Origin of the sequence: Acidisoma cellulosilyticum (assembly GCF_020621385.1) — a bacterium.
In the GTDB taxonomy this organism is placed as follows: Bacteria; Pseudomonadota; Alphaproteobacteria; order Acetobacterales; family Acetobacteraceae; genus Acidisoma; species Acidisoma cellulosilyticum.
The window spans coordinates 37046-58570 of sequence record NZ_JAESVA010000014.1; the positions used below are offsets into that span (position 1 = coordinate 37046).

The window sequence follows — 21525 nt, forward strand, 5'->3', positions numbered from 1 at the left end:
GGATGGACAAGGCAGACCCCTTCATTCGCGCGCGCGGCATCGGCAAGCATTTCGGTGGTGTCACCGCACTCGCCGATGTCGACATGGATATTCGTGAAGGCGAAGTGCTGGCGCTGCTGGGCGACAATGGTGCCGGCAAATCGACCTTCGTCAAAGTGCTGGCCGGCGCACATCAACAGAATGAAGGCGTGTTGGAAGTCGCCGGCAGGTCAGTCGTTTTTGCTTCGCCGCAGGATGCGGCGGGCAGCGGCATTGCCACGATCTTTCAGGAACTTGCGTTGTCGGACAATCTGACGGTGACGGAGAACATTTTTCTTGGCCGGGAATTGACGACGAAAGTCGCGGGCTTTCCGATTCTGCGCCGGGCAGAGATGCGCCGCCGCGCCATAGCACTTCTGCAGGAGTTGGAAGCGCATATTCCGGACCCGGACCGCCCGGTCGCAGGACTCTCCGGCGGGCAGCGACAGGCCGTCGCCATCTGCCGCGCGCTGAATATCAATGCCCGTCTTGTCATCATGGATGAGCCGACGGCGGCCCTGGCGGTTGCCGAGACGCGCAAAGTGCTGACGCTGGTGCGCCGCCTGGCGGAACGCGGCTGCGCGGTCGTGCTGATCAGCCACAATATCGCCGATGTCATGGCGGTCGCGGACCGCATGATCGTCTTCCGCCGTGGTCGCAAGATTGCTGAGACAACAAGGCCGGACACCCATGCGGAGGAGCTGGTCTCCTTCATCACCGGTGCCCATCCCAGCCTGCGGGTTCTGGAACAGGCCCACTGACGGCCTTTTTTACTCACCATCAGCATGAGGAACGATATGCGTAAGCTCCGTACTGCCTGGCTTAAAAGCGCTGCTTTCGGCGCGGCCCTTGCTTTGTCGCCTCTCGCCGCTGGCGCGCAGGCGGCGGATCTGCCGAGCGTCGCCTTCGTGCCGCAACTGACCGGCATTCCCTATTTCAATGCCATGCAGGCAGGCGGTGAGAAGGCGGCTAAAGAATTCGGTGTGCATTTCATCTATACCGGACCAGTCGACGCCAATCCGGTCGATCAGCTGCAGATCGTGCAGAATCTTGTCAACCAGGGCGTGCAGGCGATCAGCGTCAGCATTCTGGACGCCTCCTCTCTCGCGCCCGTCGTGGCGCAAGCCAAGGCGAAGGGGCTGAAGCTTTTCACGAGTGACAGTGACGCACCCAAAAGCGGCCGCGCCGTCTATGTCGCGCAAGCAACGGACGAAGGCTTGGCCGATACGCTGATCGATGAACTGGTCAAGCGCACCGGATCCAAGGCCAGCATCGGCATCGTCTCGGGCGATTCCACCAGTTCCAACCTCAATACCTGGATCAGTCTGATGCAGGCGCGGGTGAAGGCGAAATATCCGGGCATCCGCCTGCTCGCGCCGCAATTCGCGGGTGGTTCGGCCGATCGTGCGGATCAGCTGGCCAGCGATCTGATGACCGCGCATCCGGACCTCAAGGGGCTCATCGCGGTCGCGTCCAGCACTTGCCCCGGCGTCGGTCAGGCCATCGAGACGGCGGGCAAGATCGGTGCGGTGATCGGCACCGGCTATTGCAGCCCCAATACCGTGCGTTCCTACATCAAAAGCGGGTCCTTCGGTTTCTCGGTCCTGTGGGATCCGGCGGCACTCGGCTATCTCACCGTCTGGGCCGGCAAACAACTGATCGACAACAAGCCCTTCGCGGCCAGCAATAGCGTGCCGGGCATGGCTCAGCCCATTATCTATGACGCCGGGACGGGCATTCTGCTTCTGGGCGCGCCCACTGTCTTCACGAAAGACAATGTCGACAAATTCAACTTCTAAGATGGCCGCTTCGCCGGCAAGTCTGAGATTGGTCCGCGCGGCGGGTGGGCGCGAACTGACGCTGCTCGCCGGCTGTCTGCTGACGGTGCTCGTGTTTTCGCTGGCCTCGCCGTATTTTCTGCTGGCGGCCAATCTCGCCACGATCATGCGCAATAGCGTGGAGCTGTTGATCATCGGTCTGGGCATGACCTTTGTGCTGGCAATCGGTGGTATCGATGTCTCGGTCGGGCTTGTCATGGGCCTGGGCGCCATCGGCGTGGGGCAGGCGCTCCTCGCCGGTCTGCCGCTCTGGCTGGTGGTGCTGATCGGGCCGCTGTGTGGCACGCTGATCGGCGCCATCACCGGCAGCGTCATCGTCTTCGGGCGTATCCCGGCGATTGTCGCGACCATCGGGCTGCTTGGCATCTATCGCACGGCGATCTACGCGCTGCTCGGTGGCAGCTGGCTGTCAGGCCTGCCGACGGGTCTGACGACGCTCGTGCGCATGACGCCGGCCGGTGTGCCTTTGCCGGTGATTGTCATTCTGCTGCTTTACCTGCTCGCCTATCTGCTGCTGCGCTGGACGCCCTTCGGGCTGCATATCCTCGCAGTCGGGCAGGATGAGGCGCGCGCGCGCCTTGCCGGTGTTGCCGTCCGGCGCGTGCGCTTTCTGGCCTATCTCGCCAGCGGCTGCCTTTGCGGTATCGCCGCCGTCTCCTATGTCGGCACCTACCGCAATGTGGAAATGACGACGGGTGCCAGCATGTCGCTGGATGCCATCGCCGCTGTGGTGCTGGGCGGCACCAGCATCCTGGGCGGTCGCGCGTCCTTGCTGGGCACCCTGCTGGGCGTGGTGCTGCTGCGCATGCTGGTGAACGGCTTCACGCTGATCGGCGTGCCGTCGCTATGGCAGAGCGTCGTCACGGGCGTGCTGCTGCTGGCCGCCCTCATCGCGGAAAATCTGGTGAGCGGACAAATTCCCTGGCACCGCCTGCGGCGGGGGGCGGCATGAAAAACCCGCATCATCGCAGCCTGCTTCTGCTGGCGACACTTTGGCTTGTCATGCTGCTGATCTTCGTCCTGATCAGGCCGGCTATTCTGCAGCTGTCGATGGCGGAAAGCGTGCTGCACTTCAGCTCCATGCTCGCCCTTGTCGGGCTGGGTCAGGCGCTGCTCATTCTCAGCGGCGCGGGCATGGATATTTCCGTAGGCGGCATGGTGTCGCTGACCGCGATCCTGACCATGATGGCGGTGCAGGCGGGTGTTCCGGCGGCGCTGATCCCGCTCCTGGCACTGGTGATCGGTCTGTGTCTGGGCCTCGTCAACGGCGTTCTCGTTATCTCCTGCCGGTTGCTGTCCTTGATCGCGACACTCGGCACCATGTTCGCCTATGGCGGTCTGGCGCTTGCGCTGACGGGTGGCGCCACCGTCAGTGGCGTGCCCGGCTGGCTGCTGCCCTGGGGGCGTGGCACGCTGCTGGGCATCCCCGCGCATTTTCTGACGACCGTTATGCCGGCTTATCTGATCGCGGCCGCCGTGCTTGCGCTGACACCGCTCGGGCGCTGGATTCTCGCCATGGGCAATAACGAGCGCTCGGCGCGGCTGGTCGGCATTCCGGTCGGGCGTATCCGCTTCATCCTCTACGGCGTCAGCGGGTTACTGTCGGGCTTGGCGGCCTTGATCTCGCTCGCCTGGTTCGGCAGCGGTCGGCCGGATATCGGCACGAATATGGAGCTGGAATCGCTCGCCGCCGTTCTGCTCGGTGGTGTTGCCATCGCGGGCGGGCGCGGTGGCGTCGGCGGTGTCTTGGCCGCGGTGCTGCTGGTCGTCGGCCTGCAGGCGGGGCTGCAATATCTCAATATCAGCAGCAGCTGGCAGTTGGGCGTCGTCGGCCTATTGTTGATCCTAGCATTGCTGTCCGATCGCCTGCCCTGGCGCTTCGCCAAACGGGTCTAAGGTCAGCGGCTCCGCAGCCGGTCCAGCCGCAGCCGGTCGCGACTATCCGTCAGTCGATGGATGACCAGGAAGACAGCGGTAAAGGCCCCGCAGCAATTGCCGCCGAATTGCGGGCCAGACATCCTTTCCCTTGATTTGCCGTTCGGGAAAACGCTGCCGCCCGTCTCATCAAGGTCGGCCAACATACGCAGCAACAGGCTTTTGCCGATTCCGGAGGGGCCGGAGATGACCAGGCATTCGCCCGCGCCGAGCACGAACGAAAAAGGGCCACCCGGCGAGGGGCTGGCCTGCTTGCCATATAGGTTCCGCACGTCCAGCAGCATCGTCCCACCTCGTCGGGCTTTATAGACGGGGGCGGGCAGTTCGGAAAGGAACCGGCGCGGCCTATCCCCCCATGCCCAGCGTATCGCTTTGATAGGCAAGACGCAGTTTCCGTAAAATCCGGCTCAGATTGGTTTTTTCGCGATCGGAGAGCGGGGCGAAGAAGGTCTCGTCATAGGTTTGGGCAATCGCCATGAAGCGTTTGACGCTGGCACGGCCTTGCGCCGTCAGCACCAACTCATAGCGCCGCCGCTCCTCCGGGTGGCGCTTGCGCAGGACCAGCTTTTCCGCTTCCAGGTGGTCGATGATCCGCACCATGGCCGGGCGGTCCTTGCTCAGCACGCGACCGATGTCGGACTGGCTCATGCCGGGATTGGCGGCGATCAGCATCAGCGTCGTCAGCTTGCCGGTGCCCCCGGCCAGCGGCGTCGGCGCGAAGGCCTCGTCATAGGCGCGGTTCACCGCCAGAACCAGCATGCGCATATGAAAGCTGAGCAGATCGGTCAGTGGGGAAATATCCAGCAAAGCAGGCTTGGCCTCGGCCCTGCTGCCCCTGGCCTTTGGTTGGTGTGCGCTCAAAGAATAATCATCCTGCTGCCTCTCGGTCGGAATGACGCTTCAATTTTCAGCGCTTTCCCATTTTTTCGACCCTAGCATGAATATTAATGTTGCATGCGACAACAATTTTGTTAGCGTGAGGCAGGCGTAAACCCTTTTACTCCCGGGTGAGGTCGAGATGTTCGATGTGGTCATCATCGGGGCCGGCATCAGCGGTGCCGCGACGGCTTATGAATTGTCCAAGGCGGGTCATAAGGTCGCGGTGATCGACCGTTACGGTCCGGCGGCTATGGCCTCGGGCTGGACGCTGGCGGGTGTGCGCCAATCGGGGCGTGACCCGGCGGAACTGCCGCTGGCCCGCGCGGCCGTCGATATCTGGGGCAATCTTCACGAAGTTCTGGATGCGCCGACGCATTATCGTCGTGGCGGCAATCTGCGGCTTGGCCGCACGGAGGAGGAACTCGCCTCTCTTTGCGCCATCGTCGATGAGCAATCGGCCAAGGGATTGCCGATCAGGTTTCTGGATGGGCTCGACGCGGTGCGGGATGTCGCGCCCGCCGTTGCCCCGCATATCACCGGCGCGTCCTATTGTACGACGGACGGCCATGCGGACCCGACCGCGACGGTGAACGCTTTCCTTGCCGCCGCCGAACGTCTTGGCGCCACCATGCGCTTCGGCGAGGCGGTGGTCGCGATCGAGGTGGAGGAAGGTCAGGTCACCGGTGTTCGCACCACGCGGGATCGCATCGCGGCCGGTCAGGTCGTGCTGGCCGGCGGCATATTCGGCAATGATTTGCTCAATCCGCTGGGGCTGAACGTGCCGTTGAAAGTGCGGCTTGTTTCTGTCGTCAGAACAAGGCCGGTGGCGCCGATCTTGGAACAGGTCATCGGTGTCGCCAATGCGGAATGTGCCGGCCGGCAGGAAGTGACAGGCCGTTTCCGCTTTACCAGCGGCATCGACGATTGGAATGGCAATATCGAAGACGGAGACAGGCCGCGCGTGCGGCCGACGACGCGCGATATCGCGGCAACCATTCAGCTTTTCGGCAGCCTGATCCCGCCGGCTTTCGATGCCGAGGTCGAGGATATCTGGGGTGGTCTGATTGACCAGACACCGGATGCGCTGCCCGTCATTCAGCGTGCCGGCAGCCCGGACGGGCTGGTCATCGCCATGGGCTTTTCCGGACATGGATTCTGCCTCGGGCCCGTCACCGGCAAGATCTGCGCGGCCTTGGTGGAAGGGCGCGATACGGGTTTCGATCTGGCACCTTTCATGATCGAACGCTTCGCGCGCCGGAACGATAAGACCGCATCACTCTCTCTGCACGGCTGAGCGCGGCATGGCGCGCTATCTTCTAAGCCGCATAGGACAAAGCCTTTTTCTGCTTTTGATTGTTTCGATCATCGGCTTTGCCCTGCTGCATCTCACGCCCGGCGGCCCGCTGTCGCAATTCGCGCTGACGCCGGGCATGACGGCGGCCGATCTGCACCGTATCGCGCATGAGATGGGGCTCGATCAGCCTCTGCCGATCCAATATCTCGTCTGGCTCTGGCATCTGTTGCAAGGCGATTGGGGACGGTCCTATCGCGATCAGGAACCGGTGCTGGCCATTATCGGGGAGCATCTGCCCGCAACCTTGGAACTGATGGCGAGTTCGACCATTCTGGCGGTCATCATCGGCACCTGGGTCGGCGTGCTCAGCGCCATGCGGCGCTATTCGGTGGCGGATTACCTGGCGACCATCGGTGCCATGGTTGCCTTGTCGATTCCGACCTTCTGGTTCGGCCTTGTCGTCATCTATATCTTTTCCGTGTCGCTGGAATGGCTGCCCTCGGGCGGGATAGCGACGATCGGCAATGGCTCCGTTCTGGATCTTGCGCGTCATCTCATTTTGCCTTGTGTCGTGCTCGCATTGGTCACGGTCGCGACCTGGAGCCGCTATATGCGCTCGGCAACTTTGGACGTCGCCGCACAGGATTACGTGCGTACCGCGCGCGCCAAGGGCCTGCGGCCTGGCCAGATCTTGCGGCAGCATATTCTGCGCAATGCCATGCTGCCCATGATCACCCTTGCGGGGTTGCAATTGCCGACGCTGCTGGGCGGTGCGCTGGTCGCGGAAACCGTCTTCACCTGGCCCGGCATGGGACGGCTGTTTCTCGATTCCCTCGGCTATCGCGATTATCCGGTCGTCATGGGGTTGCTGATGGTCTCTGCCATTCTCACGCTGATCGGTAATCTGGCCGCGGACATCCTCTATGTCGTCTTCGACCCGCGGGTAAGGCTGGCATGAGCGGCGTCGGGACATCACAGATGGAGATGGCCGCAGGGAAACCAGTGCGTCAGGGCAATCGGGCGGTGCGTCGTTTCCTGCGCCATCGCCTGGCGATCATCGGCCTTTTGATTATACTGTTCCTCGTGCTGGCCTGTGCCATCGGGCCTTCTCTCTTGCCCTATAATCAATTGCATATCGATCTGCGGCATCGCTTTCAGGCGCCCTTCATGGGGCCGCATATCCTGGGCAGCGATCAACTCGGCCGCGATCTTCTGGCGCGGTTGTTGATGGCGGGGCGCATTTCCCTCACCGTCGGTTTCGTCGCCATGGTCCTCAGCACCGCCGTCGGCGTCATCATCGGTCTCGCCTCGGGCTTTTATGGCGGACGCATCGGTGGCGCGCTCATGCGCCTGGTCGATGCCGTGCTCTGTTTCCCCAGCATCTTCCTGCTGCTGACCTTGGCCGCGCTGACAACGCCCAGCCTGCTGACGATCACCGTCATCATCGCGCTCACGGCCTGGATGCAGGTCGCACGCATTGTCGACGGTCAGGTCCGTGCCTTGCGCGAGCGGGACTATATGATCGCGGCGGAGGCGCTCGGCGCCTCCGATTCCCGTCTGATGTTCCGCGAGCTTTTGCCGAATATCGTGGCGCCCATCGTCGTTTCCGCAACGCTCAACGTTGCCAATGCCATTCTGATGGAGGCCTATGTCAGCTATCTCGGCTATGGCATTCAGCCGCCCACGCCAAGCTGGGGCAATATGCTGAATAACGCGCAGGAATATCTGACGACAGCGCCTTGGCTGGCGCTGTTGCCCGGTGCCGTCATCACCCTTGCCGTCTCCAGCTTCAATTTCGTGGGCGACGGGCTGCGCGATGCGTTGGACCCGCATATGGATCTGCCGGGTTGAGCGCGTTGCTGGACGTGGAAGACCTCGCTGTCCGTTTCCGCTCGGATAGTGGTGAGGTCACGGCGCTGGAAGGCGTCTCCTTCTCGGTCGCGGCCGGTGAGACCTTGGCGATCGTGGGGGAAAGCAGTTCCGGAAAAAGCGTGTCAGCGCTCGCCATCATGCGTCTGCTGCCGCCCGCCCCCGCTTGCCGCGTCACCGGCCGCATTCGCTTCCAGGGCAGGGACGGGCCGATCAGTCTGCTCGATCTGCCGGAGCGGGCGATGGTGGCAGTGCGCGGCGGTGAGATTGCGATGATCTTTCAGGAGCCGATGACCTCTCTCAATCCCGTCCATATGATCGGGCGGCAGATCGCGGAGGCTGTGCTGGCGCATGAGGGTGGCGGCAAGACCGCCGCTTTGCGGCGTGCGATTGAGCTTCTGGACCTCGTCGGCATTCCGGACGCAGCCCGCCGCGCGGAAAGCTACCCGCACCAACTCTCGGGCGGCATGCGCCAGCGCGCCATGATCGCGATGGCGCTGGCAAGCCGGCCGAAGCTGCTGATCGCGGATGAGCCGACAACGGCACTGGATGTCACCGTACAGGCGCAGATTCTGGATCTTCTGCGGCGCTTGCAGGCGGAAACCGGCCTCGCGATCATCTTCATCACCCATAACCTGGGCGTGGTCGCGGAAATCGCGGATCGCACGCTCGTCATGTATTCGGGCCAGGTGGTGGAGGAAGCGCCGACCGCCAGTCTTCTGGCCGCGCCGCTTATGCCCTATACGCGCGGATTGCTGAATTCCGTGCCGCGCCTGGAAGCGGCCCTTCGTCCCGGTCAGCGCCTGCCGGCCATTGCGGGCAATGTGCCGGACCCGCGCCATCGCCCTGCGGCCTGCACTTTCCAGCCGCGCTGCGACTGGGCGCAGCCCGATATTTGCGGCGTCACCCGGCCAGGGATGGAACGCGTGGCGGAGGCGCATCTGGTCCGTTGCGCTCGCTGGCGGGAGATTGCGGTATGACCGTCACCGTGACAGCGCCCTTGCTCGATGTGCAGGACCTCGCCAAGCATTTCCCCGTCGGCAGTCCGCTGTCGGGCAAGCGCGGCATCGTGCGCGGGGTGGATGGCGTCTCTTTCACCATCGGGCGGGGGGAGGTGCTGGGTCTGGTCGGGGAATCGGGTTCGGGCAAAACCACCGTCGGGCGCACGGTGCTGCGTCTGCAGGACCCGACGGCCGGCGCCATCCGGTTTCGCGGGCAGGACATCACGCATCTGTCGCGCCGTGCCTTGCGACCTGTCCGCCAGCATATGCAGCTGGTCTTTCAGGACCCCTATGCCTCGCTCAATCCGCGCATGAGCGTGGAGAGCATTCTGTCTGCACCGCTCATCATCCACGGTGAAAAGATGGCGCGGGGGGAGCGTCGTGCGCGGGTGGAGGAAGCGCTCCAACTCGTCGGCCTGTTTCCGGCCGCTGCCGATCGCTATCCGCATGAATTCTCCGGCGGTCAGCGGCAACGCATCGGTATCGCACGCGCGCTGATGCTGCGGCCGGAATTGCTGGTCGCCGACGAAGCCGTCTCCGCGCTCGATGTTTCCGTGCAGGCGCAGGTCATCAACCTGCTGATGGATTTGCGGGAACAATTGCAGCTCTCGATGCTGTTTATCGCGCATGATCTGGCGGTTGTCGGTGCCATATCGGATCGCGTCGCCGTCATGTATCTCGGCCGTATCGTGGAAGTGGCGCCGACGGCCGCCTTGTTCACCGGGCCGCGCCATCCCTATACCGAAGCGCTGTTCTCGGCCGCACCGGATACGGACCCTGCGCGCCGCCCGCAGCGCATCGTGCTGAAGGGTGATCTGCCAAGTCCGCTCTCGCCGCCCTCGGGCTGCGCCTTCCGCATGCGCTGCCCCTATGCCGTCTCGGCCTGTGCTGACGATCAGCCGGCCCTGCGCGTCGCCGGACCGGGCCATTTCAAGGCCTGCATCCGCGATGATCTGACCTTGTCTGCCCCGTTGAAAGTGCGATGACCATGCAGCCCAATTCTTCCCGCGTCGCGATGATGTCCGGCGCCAGTCGCGGCATCGGTGCCGCCATCTGCGATCGTCTCGCCGCGTCCGGTTGGCAGTTGTCGCTCGGCATGCGCCAGCCGGTCGCGACCGGTGACGCGCTGGTCCATCCCTATGATATGGCGGCGGAAGGGGCGGAGATCGGCTGGGTTGACGCGACGGTCGCGCGGTTCGGCCGGATCGACGCTATCATTTGCAGTGCCGGTGTGCTGGTCGCGAAATCGGTTGTTGAGGCAACCGATGCCGAGATGGAGGAGATGCTGGCTGTCAATCTGCGCGCGCCGCAGCGCCTGGCGCGGGCCGCCTGGCCGCATTTGGCCGCAAGCGGGCAAGGGCGCGTCGTCATCATCTCCTCCCTCTCCGGCATCAGGGTCGCCTCCGCCGGTTCTGGTGCTTATGCGGTCACCAAGCATGCGGTGACGGCGCTCGCCCATGGGCTGCGTCATGCCGGCTGGGATCAGGGCATTCGCGCGACCGCCATCTGCCCCGGCTATGTCGCGACCGATATGGGCAAGGCGGCGGCGACGGATCGTGTGGATGCGGCGCAGATGACACAGCCAGCCGATATCGCGCATTTGGTGGAAGTGGCACTCGATCTTCCCAATACCGCGAGTGTCGCAGAAGTCGCGGTCAATTGGCAGCCTGAGGGGAGGCTGTAACATGGGGCCGGTTGTCGAACCCGTCGATCCCGAGGCGCATTTCCCCACACAGGCGGATGTCGTCGTTATCGGCGGCGGCATCATCGGTGTTAGCGCCGCCCATGCGCTGGCCGAGCGCGGCATCAGCGTCGCCCTTTGCGAAAAGGGCCAAATCGCCGGTGAGCAATCCAGCCGCAACTGGGGTTGGGTGCGCAAGACCGGACGTGACCAGCGGGAAATGCCGCTGATCATGGAAAGTCTGCGCATATGGGAAGGGCTGGACAAGCGCATCGGCGCGGATACCGGCTTCAAGGCCGCCGGCATTCTCTATGTCGCGGAGACCGAGGCGGTCGAGAACCATCACAGCGCATGGTTGCAGCGCGCCGAGCCCTATCAGATGGGCGTGCGGCAGATCACCCCGGATGAGATCGCCAAGCTGCTGCCCAATACCACCAAGCGCTTCCGTAGCGCGCTCTATTGCCCGACGGATGGCCGGGCGGAGCCGCAGAAGGCCGCACCGGCCATCGCCCGCGCCGCGCGCGTCATGGGCGCGTCGATCCTCACGAATTGCGCCGTGCGCGGCATCGAACGGACGGCCGGTCGTGTCTCGGCTGTGGTGACCGAGCAAGGGCGGATCGCCTGCAATGCCGTCATTCTGGCCGGTGGCGCCTGGACGCGTCTGTTCTGCGGCAGTCTTGGCCTGACGCTGCCGCAGCTGAAAGTGCTGTCCAGCGTCATGCGCACCGCACCCCTGGACGGCGCGCCCGAACCCGCCGCCTGGACCAATGATTTCGCTTTTCGCCGTCGCCAGGATGGCGGCTATACCATTGCGGACGGCCATGGCACGCTGGTACCGATCGTGCCGGATACCTTCCGTTTCGCGACCAAATTCCTGCCGGCGCTGAAGGCGGAATGGAAAGGGCTGCGTCTGCGCCTGGATGATCGCTTCATGACGGAAGCGCGAACGCCCAAAACCTGGGCCCTGGATGCGATATCACCCTTCGAGACAACCCGCGTGCTGGACCCGACGCCGGATGTCGCCAATCTCATGAAGGTCAAAGACCGCCTCATCCGCGCCTTTCCCGCCTTCGCCGGCATGAAGATCGAGCAGCATTGGGCCGGATTGATCGACGCGATGCCCGATGCGGTGCCGGTGATCAGCACGGTCGATACAATGCCGGGCCTGGTCATCGCGACCGGCTTTTCCGGCCATGGCTTCGGCATCGGTCCGGCCGCCGGCCGTCTCGCGGCCGATCTTGCGACCGGCAGCCCGCCGATCGTGGATCCCACAGCTTTCCGCTTCTCCCGCTTCAGCGATGGGTCACCCATCATCGTCGAAGCCGGGCTCTGACAGGACGCTTTCACAACACACCGACTAGCAGCCGAGGAACTTCGCATGACCGACTTCTTCCTCTCACGCCGCAAGCTGATGGGGCTGGCCTTGGCGGCCGGCGCGGCCCCGCTTCTGCCCGCCAGCGCGTTTGCGGCGTCATCGCCGCCCGACAAGCGCAGTGGTCAGATCATCGCCGGCATCTCGCAGGAGCCGACGGTGTTCAACCCCATTCTGCTCCATATCGAAGTGGATGAGGGGGTCTATATGAATCTCTTCAGCCCGCTTTGGTCGGTGGACCCCAAGGGCAGCTTCGTGCCGGAACTGGCGGCGGAAGTGCCGACGACCGAGAATGGCGGCGTTTCGGCCGATGGCTTGCATTGGCATCTGAAACTGCGCCCGGGCGTCACCTGGCATGACGGCACGCCCTTCACCGCCGATGACGTCAAGTTCACACTGGATCTGATCAACACGCCGGGCTTCCCGGCCTTCAGCAAGGCCGGGCATGAATTGGTGCGCAATATCACCATCCTCAGCCCGACCGAAATCAAGTGGGATATGGTGAAGGCCTTCTCACCCTATATGTCGATTTTGTCTTGGACCTTTCTGGTGCCGAAGCACAAGCTGGAAGGCATCGCGGACTATCGCACGGCACCCTTCAACAACGCGCCCATCGGCACTGGCCCGTTCAAGTGGGAGAGCCGCGTGCCCGGTGACCACATCACGCTCGCTGCCTATGACAAGTTCTACGGCAAAGGTCCTTACGTCGATAAGCTGGTCTTCAAATACGTGCCGGATCTGACCGTGCTCTATACGCAGTTCCGCACCGGCGATATCGACTATATCGGCCTTCAGGGCATTTCGGATGATCACTATGCCGAGGCGGTGAAGCTGCCCGGTCGCATCGTCTCCTCCGCGCCGGAGGCCTTTATCGAAACCTTCGATTTCGACCTCTCCCACCCGATCTTTGCCGAGCTTCCCGTGCGTCAGGCGATCTATGCCGCCATCGACAAGGACAGCATCATCACTGATCTATACTATGGTTTGCCGAAACCAACGGAATCCTATCTGCCGACCGAATCCTGGGCCTTCAATCCGGATTTGCCGAAACATAGCTATGATGAGGCAGCGGCGAAGAAGCTGTTGGATGATGCCGGCTGGAAGCCGGGCGCGGGGGGCATTCGCGAAAAGAACGGTCTGCGTCTCAGCTTCACCAATTCCACCACCGCCGGCAATCATCTGCGCGAGCAGGTGCAGCAGCTGATTCAACAGACGCTGCAGGATATCGGCGTCGAGATGAAAATCAACAATCTGCCGCCGGCCGTCATGTGGGGCGATTTCTGGATGCAGTCGAAATTCGAAACCGCTATTGCCGGGCTCGATTTCATGACCGGCCCTGATCCTTCGGCGCCCGATTATTTCGACAGCCATTCCTCCCCGGCCAAGGGTGGCTCGGGTCAGAATACTTTCGAATACAGCAACCCGGCGGTTGATAAGCTTCTGGATGAAGGGGCGGCGATCCAGGATCAGGACAAGCGCAAGCCCATCTATCAGCAGATCCAGGCAATCCTGCGCAACGATCTGCCGTTTCTGCCGATCTTCCAGTATTCCATGCTGGAAGGCACCAAATCCAATCTCGTCGGCTATGCGCCGAATGTGAATGTCCGGTCCAACTGCTGGAACATTCGCGATTGGTACTGGGCGAGCTGAACCCGGCGCGGCTGGGGCGCAGTGCCGCGCCCCGGCCGCGTGATCCTGTCAGCTTTGACCAGACGCGTCAGCCGTCGCCGCGCCGCAGGGCGCGGTAGATAGTATTGCGCGACACGCCCAGGCGCCGCGCCGTGGCGCTCAGATTACCGCCCACTTCCCGATGCACGGCCGCGATACGCGCAGCCGTCTGGCCGCGCAGATTGCTGGCAGCACTCGTCGACGGGCCAAGCGCATGCGCGATCAGCGCGTCGTCGATCTGGTCGGGGGGATCGATCAAGGTCAATCGGGTCAGCAGGTTGCGGAGTTCGCGGATATTGCCGGGCCAGGCGTGACGCGCCAACCGCGTGAGGGCGCTCGGCTCGATCTCGGTCGTCCGGCCGAGCGACGCCAGAATATGGCGCGCAATCTCCGCGAAATCCGTCCGCGACCGCAGCGGCGGCAGATGGGCCTCGATCGTATCCAGCCGATAATACAGGTCGGCGCGGAAGCGCCCCTGGGCCACCTGCTCGGTCAGATCGACATGGGTGGCGGCGACGAGCAGGACATCCACCTGGCGGCCGCCATGGCCGCCGACAGGGCGCACCGTCCAGTCGTCCAGCAGCCGCAGCAGCACGGCCTGCAGACCCACCGGCATGTCTCCGATCTCATCCAGGAACAAGGTGCCGCCATGGGCTTGCGTCACCAGCCCCGCAGCGCCACCGCGCCGGGCACCGGTGAAGGCGCCTTCGGCATGGCCGAACAGTTCGGCCTCCACCAGAGTTTCGGGCAGGGCCGCGCAATTGACGGGGACGAAGGCACCGCGCCGTCCGCTCGCCGCATGGGCGTGGCGGGCCAGCTGCTCCTTCCCCGTGCCGGTCTCGCCACTGATCAGAATGGGCAGGCCGCGGATGGCGGCCGCCTCGACCTGATGCATGGCGGTGATCACGGCAGGGTCGGCGGCGATGAAGCCCGGCTTGGTGGCGGGCGCGGCCTTGTGGGAGAGGGTCTTCGGCTGCGGCGAGAGATGTTCCAGATGGGCCAGAAAAACGCTGCCGACGCGGTCCTGCAGCCGGCTTTGCGGCGTCAGCCGTCCGGCATCGATGAAGGCGCCGAAGGGCAGGCGAAACACCTCGTCGAAGCGTCGACCGGCGCTGGCCGGCAGGCCCTGCAGAAACAGCCGCGCGCGCGGCGTGACGCTCAGAATGGTGCCGGAGGGATCGAAAGCCATAAGACCGGCGCTGAGCGTATGGAGATATTCCGCGCGATTGTGGAAGGCCATGACGATGGCGTCCCGATATTTGTCGCGGAACAATCCGTTCTCGATCTGGGTTGCGGCCATGGAGACCAAAGCGCGGGTATGCTGCTGCCGCGACCGGCAATCCGAGGACGCGTCCAGCACGCCGGCGAGAGCGCCGTCGGGCGCGAAGACGGGCGCGGCCGTGCAGGTCAATTGATCGTAGCGGTTAAAAAAGTGCTCGCCGCCATGGATCGTCAAAGCCCGCCTGGTGGCAGCGACACTGCCGAGCGCATTGGTGCCGCAGTCTTCCTCGGACCAAAGGCAGCCCGGCTGAATGCGGGTGGCATGGGCGGTCGCGCCGAAACTGCTATCGGCAATGGTGTCGAGCAGCAAACCATCACCGCGCGCGAAGGCGATCATGAAATTGCTGCCGGCAATTTGATGATACAGGTTTTCCATTTCGGCCAGCACCAAGGGCCGCATGGCACCGGTCTCGTCCCTTGCATGTCGCAGCGCATCAACCGCCACATGCGTGAGCGGTGGCGGCTTTTCAGGATCTAATCCGTAGTCCAGGCAGCGAGACCAGCTCGCGGAAATGTCCGGCGCCAGCAAATCCGTGGGGATGGCGTGACGCCGTTCCAGCACCGCGCGGGCACGGATCAGACGATCTTCCGTTGAGATCAGCATCGCTTCCTATCCGCCTGCTTTGCGAGGCATTATGCGAAGACTACCAAAGCCCCGGCGCAAACGGCAACTGTTCCAAAACGGAACGCTTTCTTGTGTGATCTGTTCCGCCCGGAACAATGTTTTTTGAAACAAGACGCCGCCAAGTCCTTGTTATGATGACATAGCCGAGAATGGCACGGCCTATGCACTAAAGACTCCTCCTAAGACCCGTCATCACGAAACGGGCGAGAGGAGAAAACCGCCATGAAGGCAGCCGTTCTGCATCGCTATGATGAGACGCTCTCATCGGATACATTTGTGCAATACGAGGATGTTCCTGATCCCAAGATCGAAAAACCGACCGACGTCATCCTGCGTGTCGGCGGTGCCGGCGTTTGCCGCACGGATCTGCATATTGTCGAGGGCATCTGGCGCAGTAAGGTGGATGTCCAGCTGCCCTATATTATGGGCCATGAGAATGCCGGCTGGATCGAGGAAATGGGGCCTGCCGTCGAGGGTTTTGCGGTCGGCGATGCCGTGATCTGCCATCCGCTGGTCACCAGCGGCCATTGCCTCGCTTGCCGCCGGGGCGATGACATGCACGCGACGGACAGCCAGTTTCCCGGCGTCAATACCAATGGCGGCTATGCCGATTATCTGCGCACCGGACAGCGCTCACTCATCAAACTTCCGAAAGGTTTAGCGCCGAAGGATGTCGCGCCCTATACGGATGCCGGGCTGACGGCCTATCGCGCCGCCAAGAAAGCCTCGCGTCATCTACTCCCCGGCCAGTTCGTCGTCGTCATCGGTGCCGGCGGTCTTGGCCATATCGGCATTCAGGTTCTGGCCGCCCTTTGCGCGGCCGAGATCATCGCGGTTGACCGGTCCGATACCGGCCTCGCCCTCGCGAAGGATTGCGGTGCGCATCATCAGATCCGCGCGGACGGCGAGGAGGTCGAGAATATCCTGGCGTTGACGGGCGGCCGCGGCGCGGAAGCGGTGATCGATTTCGTGGGTGAAGGCGATGCCGTCGCCAAGGGTCTCGCCATGACAGCCAATGCCGGCTTCTATTATATCGTCGGTTACGGCGGGCGCATCGAAATGCCGACGCTCGACATGATCACCTCCGAAAAGACGATCGTCGGCAATCTCGTCGGCACCTACCCGGAACTCGTGGAATTGATGGCGCTGGCCGATCGCGGGCTCGTGCATCTCTCGACGCGGGAATATCGGCTGAAGGACGCCAATCAGGCGCTGCAGGATCTGCATCACGGCCGCATTCGTGGCCGCGCGGTGCTCATTCCGTGACGCAAGCGGGAGGCACAGCGATGACCGAGGAAGAACGGTCCAAGGACGAGTTTTTCAAACGCCTCGGCCTATTGGCGCAGGAGATGATCGACGCGCATGGCCAGGATTTCACGATGGGCACCTTGATTCTGGCCGCGCGGTTCATCGCCGACGGTAAGCCGATCGGGCGGCCCGGCGGCCCAGATCAAACGACCTGATTGTCCCAAATTGATACAGTAAAAATACGACCTGTTTCAGAATAAGACATGCTGCGGCGCAGTAAATATTATCAATCATCAAATACTTGCGTAAATCCTGGCGAAGCGCGATAGTCCTTATCTGGCATAACACTTGCTATCTTATAAAGGTGGTGTCGGCTGTAGCGATGATCTCGCACTCGCATCGGCCGCGTTGCCGCAAAAACGGATCAGACGATCAAACAAGATCCAAGGAGATGTTCAGATGCCTGATAGCCTGTCTTTAACCAAGATCACCGCACAAAAGGGGATCAGCATCGGCGAGGCCGCGAAACGCGTCGCCGATCTGGGCTGGACGCCGAGCTATGTCCAGGAAGCGATGACCTTCCCGACCGACTACAAGATCAAGAAAGCACCGCGCGACCCGATGAAGCAGGTGCTGCGCTCCTACTTCCCCATGCAGGAAGAAAAGGACAATCGCGTCTATGGCGCGCTGGATGCGGCGCTGCGCGGCGATATGTTCCGCAATGTCGAGCCGCGCTGGGTCGAATGGATGAAGCTGTTCCTGGCGATCATTCCCTTCCCGGAAATTTCGGCGGCAAGGTCCATGGCCATGGTCGCGCGGCTGGCGCCGGGCGAGGAGCTGCGCACCGGCTTTACGATGCAGATGGTCGATGAGTTCCGGCATTCGACCATTCAGATGAATCTTAAGAAATGGTATATGGAAAACTATATCGACCCGGCCGGGTTCGATATTACCGAAGCCGCTTTCGGGCGCTGCTATGCGACCACCATCGGCCGCCAATTCGCCGAGGGCTTTGTCACCGGTGACGCCATCACCTCCGCCAATATCTATCTGACGGTCGTGGCGGAAACCGCCTTCACCAATACGCTTTTCGTCGCCATGCCGTCGGAAGCCGCGCGCAACGGCGATTATGCGCTGCCGACGGTCTTTCTGTCGGTGCAATCCGACGAAAGCCGGCATATCGGCAACGGCCATTCCATGCTGATGTCGATCATCAACGACCCGGACAATCATCAGCTGATCGAACGCGATCTGCGCTATGCCTTCTGGCAGAATCACGCGATCGTCGATGCCGCCATCGGCACTTTGATCGAGTATGCGACGACCGATCGCGACAAGAACAAGGAAAGCTATGCTGAGCTTTGGCATCGCTGGATCTACGAGGATTACTACCGCACCTATATGCTGCCGCTGGAGAAATACGGCATCAAGATCCATCACGATGATGTCGGCGCGGCCTGGGAGCGTATGGTCAAGAAGCATTATGTGCATAAGACCGCGCAATTCTTCTCGGTCGGTTGGCCGCTCAATTTCTGGCGCATCGAAGCCCAGACGGAGAAGGATTTTGAGTGGTTCGAGCATAAATATCCGGGCTGGTACGCCGAATTCGGCGATTACTGGAAATGGTATGGCAAGCTGAGCAAGCCCGGCGAGACGGTCATGACCTTCAACACCGAGACGGGTTATGTCTATCCACATCGCTGCTGGAGCTGCATGGTTCCTTGCCTGATTCGCGAGGATATCGTCTGTGATGAGGTCGACGGCAAAATCCAGACCTATTGCTCGGAACTCTGCCGCTGGACGCATAAGACGGCTTTCGCTGCCACCTATGAAGGCCGGCCGACACCCGCGATGGGCCGCTTCAGCGGCAGGCGTGAGTGGGAGGAATGCTACCACGGCTGGGATCTGGCGGATGCCATCCAGGATCTCGGCTTCGTGCGGGGCGACGGCAAGACGCTGGTGCCGCAGCCGCATCTGCGGTTCGACGATCGGGAGATGTGGACGCTGGATCATGTCCGCGGCCATACGCTCGGCAGCCCGCTGCTGACGATCCGCGGCATGACGCCCGAGGCGCGGGAAGCGCATCTGGCCGAATACCGCAAGGGCTTCAAGATCAATCCGGTTAACTGATCATTGCCATGCGAAGGGACCCGGCGTCAGCCGGGTCCTGCCCACCCCCGCATCCCGATAAGGGGCCGCCATGAACGATACCATTACCAAGACCGACACTGAGGTTGTGACCCATACTGTGCGTTTCGAGCCGATGGGCATCGAAATGACAGTGGATGAAGGGGAAACCGTGCTCGACGCCGCCTTCCGCCAGGGCATCTCCGTCATGCATGGCTGCAAGGAAGGACAATGCGCGAGCTGTAAATCGAAGCTCATCGATGGCGACATCGAATTGCTGAAATATTCGACCTTCGCTCTGCCGGAATCGGAACGCGACACGGATCATATTCTGCTCTGCCGCACGCTGGCCTATAGCGATATCACGGTCGAATTGCTCAATTACGACGAGGATCTGCTCAGCCGGTCCATCGCGGTGAAGGAGATTGCGGCGACGGTCGTTTCCGTCCAGCCGCTGACGCGGGATATCCGTCTTCTAACCCTGCAGCTGCAGGCGCCTTTGCGGTTCTGGGCCGGGCAATATGTGGATATCACCATTCCGGGCAGCGGGATCACGCGCGCTTTCTCCATGGCGAATGCGCCGGGTCCGCAATCTGCGGGCGGCGTCAAAACCCTGCAATTCATCATCAAACTTTATCCGAACGGCGCCTTCTCCTCCCGGCTGGACGGTGGTCTGGCGGCGGGCGATGCGCTGACAATCAAGGGACCGTACGGGACCTGCTTTCACCGCGAAGGCCGGCCTGGCCCACTGGTCCTTGTCGGCGGCGGGTCCGGCATGTCGCCGCTCTGGTCCATCCTGCAGGATCACATCGCGCAGGGTGACACACGCCCGGTGCGCTTCTTCTACGGTGCCCGCACCAAGGCCGATCTTTTTCATGTGGCTGAGTTCGCGGCCATCGGCGCGGCGCTGCCGGATTTCCAATTCATCCCGGCTCTGTCCCATGCGGAACCGGGGGACGATTGGACGGGGGAGACCGGCTTCATTCACGACGTCGTCGCGCGGGTTCTCCGGGCAGAGGGTTTGGATGGGGAGATCGACGCCTATTCCTGCGGACCGCCGCCGATGATCGATGCCGTGCTGCCGGTTCTGCAAGTGGCCGGTGTCGAGCCCGAGCGCATCTATTTCGACAAGTTCACGACCGCGACGCGCTGATCACCGCTCGTCCAAAAGCAAAAAAAGAAAGGAAAGACAGATGAGTGCAGCAGTGCAACCGCCGGTCAGCCCGGTAAAATCGGGCGCCGCAGGGGCCGCGACTTTTGCCGGGTCGGATAGCCGCAAATACAATTATTTCGATCCCAAGGGCCGGCGCGCGACGCATTACGAGGATATGACCGTCGATGTGCAGCCCGATCCCAAGCGCTATCTGCTGCAGGATTGGATCATTTCTTTCGCGGACGGCACGCCGACCTATTCGGAGAATTGGACGGAAGCCAAATCCTCCGATTGGCATGCCTATCGCAGCATCGATCAGGAATGGGAACGCACGCATTACCAGCGTCAGTCGACCATCTGCGGCATGATCCAGAATGTCGTGGAGAATGGGCGCCGCGCCGGCGCGCCGAAGCGCTTCGACCCCGCCTGGGTCAAGATCCTGCAGGATCATATCGGCGCCTATAAGCATGCCGAATTCGGCCTCGGCACCGCGACCATGCAGGCGCAGCGCTACGGCTATACGCAGATGATCAATAACGCGATCCTGACCAATTCCTCCTACAAAATCCGCTTCGCGCAGGACCTGACGCTGTACCTGTCCGAAATCGGCATGGATATCGAGAATTTCAACGGCGACGCCGGCAAGCAGCATTGGGTGGACGACCCGATCTGGCAGGATACGCGTCGCGCGGTGGAAACCATCGGCGGCGCCACGGATTTCCTGGAGCAGTATTTCGCGGTCAATCTGGTCTTCGAACCGCTGGTGGGTGAGCTGTTCCGCAGCGGCTTCATCATGCAGGCGGCTGCCTCCCAAAACGACTTCATTACGCCGGCCGTCGTGTCGGCGGCCGAGGGCGATTACGAGCGCAACCTTGCCAATGCCGTCGAACTCTTTCGCATGCTGATGCTGGATGAGGGGCATGGCGATCACAACCGCCGGCTGTTCGGTACCTGGCTGCATCGGCATGGCACGCTCGCCATGGCGGCCGCGCAAGGATTGCAGCCGATATGGTCGCAGCCGCGGGTGAAGGTCGCGCAGTTCCCGGAAGCTTTGGAGCTTGCGAAAAATCGTCTCCGCGCGATCGGTGCCGAAACCAATATCGATGTGCGATCGATCGTCGACGCCTGATCTCTTGCCCTGAACGCGAAGGAGCGACCGATGTCTCATACAGATAATATCTTCAAGTCCATGAAGGACATGCAGTTCGAGACGACGATTTCGGACCAGTGCGGCGTGACCATGAATGACAGTGTGGAAGCGCGCGTCATTGCCGAGGTCATGGGCGAAAAGCCCGGCGTGACTGTCACCTATATGCCGGCGATGATCCGCGTCGACGGCCAGGGCCGCATGGAATTCAAGATGGACGAGATTACCGAGCGGCTGGGGCGTGAGATGACGCCCCATCTTTTCGAAATCTCCACCTCCACCCATTACGGAAGGATGGTGATGGTAGACGATAATACCGTCGTTCTATTCGGCAATATGGACGATGTCCGCGACTTTATCTAACGACTCAAGCGAACGTCCGGGATTGG

General features: G+C 62.3%; 21 protein-coding genes. 18 read left to right on the forward strand and 3 right to left on the reverse strand.

Annotation, left to right across the window (positions count from 1 at the left end; all coding sequences use genetic code 11):
- The first annotated feature begins 2 nt into the window (after positions 1-2).
- From ACELLULO517_RS25065 to ACELLULO517_RS25080, 4 genes are read left to right on the forward strand one after another with little or no spacing between them, the layout of a single operon-like run.
- Entirely contained in the window at positions 3-779 is a 777-nt protein-coding gene (locus tag ACELLULO517_RS25065; RefSeq protein WP_227310187.1) for an ATP-binding cassette domain-containing protein, read from the forward strand.
- 36 nt (positions 780-815) lie between these two features.
- The gene (locus ACELLULO517_RS25070) at positions 816-1817 is read left to right on the forward strand and encodes an autoinducer 2 ABC transporter substrate-binding protein (protein ID WP_227310188.1); all 1002 of its coding nucleotides are present in this window, start codon (positions 816-818) and stop codon (positions 1815-1817) included.
- 1 nt (position 1818) lies between these two features.
- Positions 1819-2808 carry an ABC transporter permease gene (locus ACELLULO517_RS25075; protein WP_227310189.1) on the forward strand — a complete coding sequence of 330 codons (990 nt, stop codon included), beginning with the start codon at positions 1819-1821 and terminating at the stop codon, positions 2806-2808.
- Positions 2805-3752: an ABC transporter permease gene (locus ACELLULO517_RS25080; protein ID WP_227310190.1), complete on the forward strand. Its 948-nt coding sequence runs from the start codon at positions 2805-2807 to the stop codon at positions 3750-3752. Before ACELLULO517_RS25075 ends, ACELLULO517_RS25080 begins: the two co-directional genes overlap by 4 nt.
- 2 nt (positions 3753-3754) lie before the next feature.
- Here the strand turns inward: ACELLULO517_RS25080 and ACELLULO517_RS25085 are convergent, their stop codons facing one another.
- A complete protein-coding gene (locus tag ACELLULO517_RS25085; protein WP_227310191.1) occupies positions 3755-4075 on the reverse strand; it encodes an ATP-binding cassette domain-containing protein in 321 nt (106 codons plus the stop codon).
- A 61-nt stretch (positions 4076-4136) separates the two neighbouring features.
- Positions 4137-4652, reverse strand: a complete 516-nt coding sequence (locus tag ACELLULO517_RS25090) for a MarR family winged helix-turn-helix transcriptional regulator (RefSeq protein WP_227310192.1) — start codon at positions 4650-4652, stop codon at positions 4137-4139.
- A gap of 157 nt (positions 4653-4809) precedes the next feature.
- Here ACELLULO517_RS25090 and ACELLULO517_RS25095 point away from each other — a divergent pair, with 157 nt between their 5' ends.
- Genes ACELLULO517_RS25095 through ACELLULO517_RS25130 form a run of 8 tightly spaced genes read left to right on the forward strand, consistent with a single transcriptional unit; the run spans position 4810 to position 13537 of the window.
- Entirely contained in the window at positions 4810-5964 is a 1155-nt protein-coding gene (locus tag ACELLULO517_RS25095) for an NAD(P)/FAD-dependent oxidoreductase (protein WP_227310193.1), read from the forward strand.
- Positions 5965-5971: 7 nt separating this feature from the next.
- Complete coding sequence (locus ACELLULO517_RS25100; RefSeq protein WP_227310194.1) at positions 5972-6922, forward strand: ABC transporter permease; 951 nt, start codon at positions 5972-5974, stop codon at positions 6920-6922.
- Positions 6919-7815, forward strand: a complete 897-nt coding sequence (locus ACELLULO517_RS25105) for an ABC transporter permease (RefSeq protein WP_227310195.1) — start codon at positions 6919-6921, stop codon at positions 7813-7815. The genes ACELLULO517_RS25100 and ACELLULO517_RS25105 overlap by 4 nt, the downstream gene beginning before the upstream one ends.
- Positions 7812-8813 carry an ABC transporter ATP-binding protein gene (locus ACELLULO517_RS25110; RefSeq protein WP_227310196.1) on the forward strand — a complete coding sequence of 334 codons (1002 nt, stop codon included), beginning with the start codon at positions 7812-7814 and terminating at the stop codon, positions 8811-8813. The genes ACELLULO517_RS25105 and ACELLULO517_RS25110 overlap by 4 nt, the downstream gene beginning before the upstream one ends.
- Positions 8810-9820 carry an ABC transporter ATP-binding protein gene (locus ACELLULO517_RS25115; protein ID WP_227310197.1) on the forward strand — a complete coding sequence of 337 codons (1011 nt, stop codon included), beginning with the start codon at positions 8810-8812 and terminating at the stop codon, positions 9818-9820. The genes ACELLULO517_RS25110 and ACELLULO517_RS25115 overlap by 4 nt, the downstream gene beginning before the upstream one ends.
- Complete coding sequence (locus ACELLULO517_RS25120) at positions 9817-10518, forward strand: SDR family NAD(P)-dependent oxidoreductase (protein WP_227310198.1); 702 nt, start codon at positions 9817-9819, stop codon at positions 10516-10518. Before ACELLULO517_RS25115 ends, ACELLULO517_RS25120 begins: the two co-directional genes overlap by 4 nt.
- Position 10519: 1 nt before the next feature.
- Complete coding sequence (locus ACELLULO517_RS25125) at positions 10520-11848, forward strand: NAD(P)/FAD-dependent oxidoreductase (protein ID WP_227310199.1); 1329 nt, start codon at positions 10520-10522, stop codon at positions 11846-11848.
- Between the two features lie 45 nt (positions 11849-11893).
- A complete protein-coding gene (locus ACELLULO517_RS25130) occupies positions 11894-13537 on the forward strand; it encodes a peptide ABC transporter substrate-binding protein (RefSeq protein ID WP_227310200.1) in 1644 nt (547 codons plus the stop codon).
- A 67-nt stretch (positions 13538-13604) separates the two neighbouring features.
- Here the strand turns inward: ACELLULO517_RS25130 and ACELLULO517_RS25135 are convergent, their stop codons facing one another.
- A complete protein-coding gene (locus ACELLULO517_RS25135) occupies positions 13605-15440 on the reverse strand; it encodes a sigma-54-dependent Fis family transcriptional regulator (protein ID WP_227310201.1) in 1836 nt (611 codons plus the stop codon).
- Positions 15441-15683: 243 nt separating this feature from the next.
- Between ACELLULO517_RS25135 and ACELLULO517_RS25140 the strand changes: the two genes are divergently transcribed.
- The 6 genes from ACELLULO517_RS25140 to ACELLULO517_RS25165 all read left to right on the forward strand — a co-directional run bounded on the left by ACELLULO517_RS25140 (position 15684) and on the right by ACELLULO517_RS25165 (position 21499).
- Positions 15684-16727 (forward strand): NAD(P)-dependent alcohol dehydrogenase, encoded by a 1044-nt coding sequence (locus ACELLULO517_RS25140; RefSeq protein WP_227310202.1) that lies wholly within the window; start codon positions 15684-15686, stop codon positions 16725-16727.
- A 20-nt stretch (positions 16728-16747) separates the two neighbouring features.
- Positions 16748-16924: a hypothetical protein gene (locus ACELLULO517_RS25145; protein WP_227310203.1), complete on the forward strand. Its 177-nt coding sequence runs from the start codon at positions 16748-16750 to the stop codon at positions 16922-16924.
- A gap of 244 nt (positions 16925-17168) precedes the next feature.
- The gene (locus ACELLULO517_RS25150) at positions 17169-18839 is read left to right on the forward strand and encodes an aromatic/alkene/methane monooxygenase hydroxylase/oxygenase subunit alpha (RefSeq protein ID WP_227310204.1); all 1671 of its coding nucleotides are present in this window, start codon (positions 17169-17171) and stop codon (positions 18837-18839) included.
- A gap of 70 nt (positions 18840-18909) precedes the next feature.
- Positions 18910-19989 (forward strand): NADH:ubiquinone reductase (Na(+)-transporting) subunit F, encoded by a 1080-nt coding sequence (locus ACELLULO517_RS25155; RefSeq protein WP_227310205.1) that lies wholly within the window; start codon positions 18910-18912, stop codon positions 19987-19989.
- A gap of 40 nt (positions 19990-20029) precedes the next feature.
- Positions 20030-21118: an aromatic/alkene monooxygenase hydroxylase subunit beta gene (locus tag ACELLULO517_RS25160; RefSeq protein WP_227310206.1), complete on the forward strand. Its 1089-nt coding sequence runs from the start codon at positions 20030-20032 to the stop codon at positions 21116-21118.
- Between the two features lie 30 nt (positions 21119-21148).
- On the forward strand, positions 21149-21499 hold the full coding sequence (locus ACELLULO517_RS25165; protein ID WP_227310207.1) for an MmoB/DmpM family protein: 351 nt from the start codon (positions 21149-21151) through the stop codon (positions 21497-21499).
- The last annotated feature ends 26 nt before the right edge of the window (positions 21500-21525 follow it).

Coding starts and splice junctions, on each gene's coding strand:
- ACELLULO517_RS25065 (WP_227310187.1), top strand. CDS start 3: ATGGACAAGGCAGACCCCTTCATTCGCGCGCGCGGCATCGGCAAGCAT.
- ACELLULO517_RS25070 (WP_227310188.1), top strand. CDS start 816: ATGCGTAAGCTCCGTACTGCCTGGCTTAAAAGCGCTGCTTTCGGCGCG.
- ACELLULO517_RS25075 (WP_227310189.1), top strand. CDS start 1,819: ATGGCCGCTTCGCCGGCAAGTCTGAGATTGGTCCGCGCGGCGGGTGGG.
- ACELLULO517_RS25080 (WP_227310190.1), top strand. CDS start 2,805: ATGAAAAACCCGCATCATCGCAGCCTGCTTCTGCTGGCGACACTTTGG.
- ACELLULO517_RS25085 (WP_227310191.1), bottom strand. CDS start 4,075: ATGCTGCTGGACGTGCGGAACCTATATGGCAAGCAGGCCAGCCCCTCG.
- ACELLULO517_RS25095 (WP_227310193.1), top strand. CDS start 4,810: ATGTTCGATGTGGTCATCATCGGGGCCGGCATCAGCGGTGCCGCGACG.
- ACELLULO517_RS25100 (WP_227310194.1), top strand. CDS start 5,972: ATGGCGCGCTATCTTCTAAGCCGCATAGGACAAAGCCTTTTTCTGCTT.
- ACELLULO517_RS25105 (WP_227310195.1), top strand. CDS start 6,919: ATGAGCGGCGTCGGGACATCACAGATGGAGATGGCCGCAGGGAAACCA.
- ACELLULO517_RS25115 (WP_227310197.1), top strand. CDS start 8,810: ATGACCGTCACCGTGACAGCGCCCTTGCTCGATGTGCAGGACCTCGCC.
- ACELLULO517_RS25120 (WP_227310198.1), top strand. CDS start 9,817: ATGACCATGCAGCCCAATTCTTCCCGCGTCGCGATGATGTCCGGCGCC.
- ACELLULO517_RS25125 (WP_227310199.1), top strand. CDS start 10,520: ATGGGGCCGGTTGTCGAACCCGTCGATCCCGAGGCGCATTTCCCCACA.
- ACELLULO517_RS25130 (WP_227310200.1), top strand. CDS start 11,894: ATGACCGACTTCTTCCTCTCACGCCGCAAGCTGATGGGGCTGGCCTTG.
- ACELLULO517_RS25135 (WP_227310201.1), bottom strand. CDS start 15,440: ATGCTGATCTCAACGGAAGATCGTCTGATCCGTGCCCGCGCGGTGCTG.
- ACELLULO517_RS25140 (WP_227310202.1), top strand. CDS start 15,684: ATGAAGGCAGCCGTTCTGCATCGCTATGATGAGACGCTCTCATCGGAT.
- ACELLULO517_RS25145 (WP_227310203.1), top strand. CDS start 16,748: ATGACCGAGGAAGAACGGTCCAAGGACGAGTTTTTCAAACGCCTCGGC.
- ACELLULO517_RS25150 (WP_227310204.1), top strand. CDS start 17,169: ATGCCTGATAGCCTGTCTTTAACCAAGATCACCGCACAAAAGGGGATC.
- ACELLULO517_RS25155 (WP_227310205.1), top strand. CDS start 18,910: ATGAACGATACCATTACCAAGACCGACACTGAGGTTGTGACCCATACT.
- ACELLULO517_RS25160 (WP_227310206.1), top strand. CDS start 20,030: ATGAGTGCAGCAGTGCAACCGCCGGTCAGCCCGGTAAAATCGGGCGCC.
- ACELLULO517_RS25165 (WP_227310207.1), top strand. CDS start 21,149: ATGTCTCATACAGATAATATCTTCAAGTCCATGAAGGACATGCAGTTC.